General features: G+C 51.7%; 7 protein-coding genes. 1 reads left to right on the top strand and 6 read right to left on the bottom strand.

What is annotated here, in order from left to right:
• The 5 genes from PHD76_15020 to PHD76_15000 form a co-directional block, all read right to left on the bottom strand.
• Nucleotides 1-387: ATP-binding cassette domain-containing protein (locus tag PHD76_15020; protein MDD5263153.1), on the bottom strand; the 387-nt coding region annotated here is incomplete at its 3' end.
• Nucleotides 384-1,607 (bottom strand): ABC transporter permease, encoded by a 1,224-nt coding sequence (locus PHD76_15015; GenBank protein ID MDD5263152.1) that lies wholly within the window; start codon nucleotides 1,605-1,607, stop codon nucleotides 384-386. The genes PHD76_15015 and PHD76_15020, both read right to left, overlap by 4 nt.
• A 99-nt stretch (nucleotides 1,608-1,706) precedes the next feature.
• Nucleotides 1,707-2,147 (bottom strand): hypothetical protein, encoded by a 441-nt coding sequence (locus tag PHD76_15010; GenBank protein MDD5263151.1) that lies wholly within the window; start codon nucleotides 2,145-2,147, stop codon nucleotides 1,707-1,709.
• Nucleotides 2,148-2,225: 78 nt separating this feature from the next.
• Nucleotides 2,226-2,480 carry a hypothetical protein gene (locus PHD76_15005; protein MDD5263150.1) on the bottom strand — a complete coding sequence of 85 codons (255 nt, stop codon included), beginning with the start codon at nucleotides 2,478-2,480 and terminating at the stop codon, nucleotides 2,226-2,228.
• 249 nt (nucleotides 2,481-2,729) lie between these two features.
• Nucleotides 2,730-3,233, bottom strand: coding sequence for a DUF2238 domain-containing protein (locus PHD76_15000; GenBank protein MDD5263149.1), 504 nt, complete (start codon nucleotides 3,231-3,233; stop codon nucleotides 2,730-2,732).
• Between the two features lie 310 nt (nucleotides 3,234-3,543).
• Between PHD76_15000 and PHD76_14995 the strand changes: the two genes are divergently transcribed.
• Complete coding sequence (locus PHD76_14995) at nucleotides 3,544-4,152, top strand: DUF6338 family protein (GenBank protein ID MDD5263148.1); 609 nt, start codon at nucleotides 3,544-3,546, stop codon at nucleotides 4,150-4,152.
• Nucleotides 4,153-4,940: 788 nt separating this feature from the next.
• Here PHD76_14995 and PHD76_14990 read toward each other — a convergent pair.
• Nucleotides 4,941-5,190: hypothetical protein (locus tag PHD76_14990; protein MDD5263147.1), on the bottom strand; the 250-nt coding region annotated here is incomplete at its 5' end.

The raw sequence follows: 5,190 nt of genomic DNA, 5'->3' as shown, positions 1-5,190 counted from the left end.
CACCAGTTCGATCAATTCCTCGGCCCGCCCCCGCTGGTCCATTCCTAAAAACCAGGCCGGCAACAGCACGTTCTCCCGAATGTTGAGCTCAGGCATGAGATGATACGATTGAAAAATAAATCCCGCCATCCGGCTGCGCCACTGCACCAGGCTCTCCCGGCCCTGTTCATAGACCGACTTCCCGTCCCACATCAACCGCCCATCGGAGGGATGCACCAGGCCGCCCAGCACATTCAATAGCGTCGTCTTCCCTGAACCCGAACTGCCCCGGATTGAAACCGTGCCCTCCGCCGGAATCGATGCGTTGATGTCCTTCAAGACCCGGACTTCATGGCTCCGGCCAAAGGCAAACGATTTGCTGAGATTGTGTAATTCGAGCGTTTTCATTCGGAGTGCAGGGAAGTCGCCGGATCAACCCGCAGCGCCGCAAACGCGGGCACCAGCGCCGCCGCCGTGCTGAGAATGACGCCCAGGATCGCGATCCAGGCAATGGAAGACCCGTCCACCACGGCGGGAATGCGCGTAAAATTATAAATCTCAACGGGAAAAACCTGGATGTGGAAGGTTCCGTTCAGCCAGTCGAGGAATTGGTTCCGGTAGGAAACTGTCAGCAAACCAAAAGCCACACCCAAAGCGGACCCTGCCAGTCCGATGATCAATCCATAGAGCGTGAAAATCGCGACAATCTGGCTGTCCCGGGCTCCAAGGGCTTTCATCAGTCCGATTTCCTTTGTTTTCTGCACGGTCACGGTGATCAAGGTGCTGCTCAAGCCGATCGCCGCCACCAGCATGATGAAAAATAGCAGGAACGACATCACGCGCCGCTCCACGATAACCTGGCCGAAATAATTTTTGTGCAGGTCCATCCAGGTCAGGGCCTGCAAAGGACGGTGCAGCTTTTTGTTGAGCGAGGCCTTGACGACGAACGCATTCATCGGGTCTTCCGCTTTCACAAACAAACCCTGGACACTGTCGCCCAGGTCATACAGGCGCTGCGCTTCGTTCAGCGAAAAGAGGATGAAATTGAAATCATACTCAAAAAAACCGGTCGAAAAAATCCCGGCTATTTTATATTCGCTGGGCAGATAATATTCCTGGGGCTGGCCCGGTTTTTGAGGCTGGCGCAGGCGGTTCAGGTTGCGCGGGGAATAGACCGTCACTTTGTCCCCGATCCAGGCGTCGTTGCGCCGCGCCCATTCTTCCCCCACCAGGATGGTATCCGGGCCCAGAAGCCATTCGCCCGCCACCAGCGTTTTTTTCATCGGGATGACCTTTTCGCCGGTCTCGACGTCCACCCCGCGGATGGTCGGTGTGGAGATTTTGTTGTTAATTTCCACCAGCACCGGCCCCACCACAAACGGGGTCGCTCCGCGCACGCCCGGTTCCTTCGAAACCAAATCCGACAGTTGCCGCCAGTCCTGCAGGATGCCGTAATTGGTGACGGTCAAATGGGCGTTGAAGCCGATGATCTTTTCCCGGATTTCCTTCTCAAACCCCTTCATCACCGAAGTGACGATGATCAAAACGCCGACGCCGCAAACCACCCCCAGCAGGGAAAGCACCGTGATGGCCGAAACAAAACTCCGCTTCGGACGCAGGTAGCGCATTGCGAGAAACAATTCCACGAAACGATGCACCCTTCCAAGCTGCCGCATTCGACGCTCGGGTCAAACCGAATCAGATGTTTCATTTGAGGACATGGATAGCTACCGCGATTTAGGTTGAATGCTTTGGTTCGCAGAGGTTTTCTTCTTTTCCATGGCTTTGCGCACGTTCGTTAGATATTTTCCGTTCTCCTCTGAAGGAAGGAGATCATACGCTTTGGCGAAGTTGGCTTCGGCCTCATTCAAGTTTCCGAGTCCCTGCTGCCAACACCCCAGGAGAACATAGCCGTAGCTGTCATACGGATATTTCTGAATCAACCTTTGTACCATCTTGACGGCCTCATCCCGCTTTTCTTCGGAATAGAGGTATCTTGCCTCTCGCCAGGTGTCGGTCACCTGCCGGGCTGGAGTAAAATGTGAAATGATCTTCTGATGAAACGGGATCGTGGCAATAAGACCCATGAGCAGTACCAGCATCACGGTCATTCCAATCCTGTTGTCCCGGGTTTGCTTCCTCAACTCATCGAGGATCTGATTTTCCATTTTTTCTTTCATTGATTATTGAGAGTTGACCCCATGCAGAGTTGACCCCATGCACGTATGGCTGGCCTGATCAGGCATTTAATTTCCATTAATTGGTTCAGCGCGTGGCAGAACCGGTGCTGACGGAACTGGGGCAGTAGCTGGAAATGGAGGCGGGGCTGGAGCGGCCTCTTGGAACATGCCACTCTGCATTTTCTGAATCAAAGCAAGACTTTGCTTTTCGTTCTTAGTTAAGATAATGCCACAATATCGAAGCGTGGCGATAAATGCTGAAATGCCGATCAGTAGAATTCCGAGTGTGCGCAACCAATCGTGGAGTGGATTATGATTCATGGTATTTTCTTGTTTGCCTAACAGTATTGTTCAGCGACCGGCAGGATTTGCCCCCTGTTATACAACCGGTCGTGTAACAAGGGGTAAAAGCGACATGGTGGCATCGGCTCGTTCTTGGTTGTTGCTCAGTGAAGCACTTCGCTGGAAGGTTTTCAAAGAAATTCGCTGATGAGTTTTAAGTGGAGCGATCAGCTTTCGGCTGTCGGCAAAAAGAGCGGCGTCGTGCCGCCGCAGTCCAAAAATCTGCGTTTATCCCAGTTTTAAGTCTGAAATCTGGCGATCATGAACACGCCAGAACAGGGTCAATGCGGTGATTCCGCCTATAAGAGCAAAAAACATGTCGGATTGCGTATCCCACGGATCTCCCTGAGTGCCCAGGAATTCGTCGGCTCCATGTCCAAGCGCAATGGCCACTCTCCACTCGAACAGTTCGTAGCTGGCGCTGATTGCCATGACGATGCAAATAACAATGAACGCAAGCATTTTCCTTCCACGAACGTATTCGCCGCGAATCAGGATTTCGCGGGCGATCAGCGCCGGAACAAAGCCCTGGAAAAAGTGGCCGATCTTGTCGTAGTTGTTGCGGCTGAAACCAAAAATTTCAGAAAGTTCGAACCCGAGCGGAACCCGCGCATAGGTGTATGCGCCTCCAAGCATGAGGACAAGCGCATGGATAAAGATGCAAGCATAAAGCAAAGAGGTTAACGGAAACCTGCGATACGTCATCCACAGCACAGGCAACGCCAAGGCCACAGGGGCAACCTCGAGCATCCATGTCGTCCGGTCATACGGATGGACCCCGGAAAACGCCAGCAACGACAAAAGAATGAACGAGGTAAAAACGAGAATTTGAGAGCGGTGCAAAGGCATATGAGAAGGTAGGATTTTAAACCGCCTCTGGCAATCAGGGTTTTGAACTGCGCGATGTTATCCCAGATAAAATTCCAGATATTGCAACCCATTAAATTGGCTCCAATACGGAAAATACGCAGTCAAAAAACATCACCTCCTACAAGCAAAGGACTTTGACATGCCGCTAGTTCATTGCTATTTGTAATAAACCATGTTCGAGACATTTACTGCCGTCATGATGCTGATTGTGTTTCTTGTTCCAGGCTTCATCTGGCGTACCATGGAAGGTCAATTGATCTACCTTGATCACCGGTTGGAATGGGAAAAGCTGGCTCTGGGGCTGCTGGCTCGCAGCACCATTCTTTATCTACCATTCACACCTTTGCTTTACAAAGCCTGGAGGAACCAATGGTATAATGATTACCCTGTTGTTACGGGGCTTGTTTTTTTCGGCTTTATCCTGTTGCTGCCTGTGGTCTTCGGCCTAATGGTTGGCAAAGCTCGGCAGCGTAATTGGAATGTTCGTTTTCTCAATTGGCTTAAACTCGACTCCTTCGAGCACCACCATGCTCCCACTGCGTGGGATGCGGTTTTTAATCAGGTGCCAGCCTGCTGGATTCTCGTTACACTCAAAAATGGTCAACAGATCAAGGGCTATCTCGGAGCCCGTTCTCATATCTCATCCGACCCTGAGTACCGTGACCTTTACATTTCCCATCTCCTTGCACCTGATCATTCTGAGTTTGTCAAAAACACCAATGGCATCTATATTAAGGGCGATGAGATCAGAACCATTGAATTGATCCATCCGGTATCCTAGGAGACCAACTATGAGCAACAGAGCCATCAATAACCGAGCCGCACAAGACAAAGTCGTTGTGGCTAATACATATCAACCTCGCGCTCACATTGGCCGCATACTGACCGAAACATACCAGCCCCGAGGCTCCGACGAAGTGCCTAAAATCATTCCCCAGTTGGTTTCCGGTGTGGCTACGCCACCCACGCAAAGCAAAGCCAACGGTAAGCAAAAATAACCACTGAATCACAACTACCGCGGCTTGATTTGAATGCTTTGGTTCGCAGAGGTTTTCTTTTTTTCCATGGCTTTGCGTACGTTCGTTAGATATTTTCCATTCTCTTCTGAGGGAAGGAGATCATACGCCTTGGCGAAGTTGGCTTGCTGCGGCATACGAGAGCGAGGGTGGAGCGGTCACATAAAACGCCACAGCGTACCCGCCATGCAGGTCGTAAATTAGCCAATTGTATTCCCCCTGTATCAGGGGGTGCGTATTGACGAGATAACGATCCGGAACACCGTACCGGCCAACAATAATGGAAATAGAGGTAGTCCGACAGTTGAGAAAATCGGGAGTCTGGAAATCTGCGATGTTTCGCACTGTGGGAGGTACCCGCTCTGGTCGCCAAGCCGCTGGAATAGGAGCCTTCGTGTATCTGTGAGAGGCCCACTGAGTCTGAAACGTACTCTCCGAAGTCATGCCAAATCCAGACGTGGTAAGGACACCGAGGAATGCGGCTGCAAGAATAGCGGGGCGCATAGGCGTGTTATTTGCTTGGTATTCAGTGAAGCAGCCTGTTGGCGGGTTTTCAAAAGAATTCGATGGGATCACAGGGTCGAAATCCAAAGCGGTGTCGCGTCCGGCAGATGCCGGACTTGCCACCGCACTCCATATCCGTGCTCCAACCAAACTTTTGCGTATTTTTGCGCCTTTTCGCGGCCAATCGTATTCCAGTTTTATGCGGTTCCCATCCGTGTTTATCAGTGTTCATCCGTGGTTCGAAATGGATTCCGTTGATTGAGCTGCCGGGCAGGATGCCCGGCAGAGCGGGCGGGACG

The sequence above is a fragment of the Candidatus Methylacidiphilales bacterium genome, from assembly GCA_028713655.1.
GTDB lineage: Bacteria > Verrucomicrobiota > Verrucomicrobiia > Methylacidiphilales > JAAUTS01 > JAQTNW01.
The sequence above is the reverse complement of the archived record's forward strand: the minus strand, read 5'-3'. Positions and strand labels throughout refer to the sequence as shown.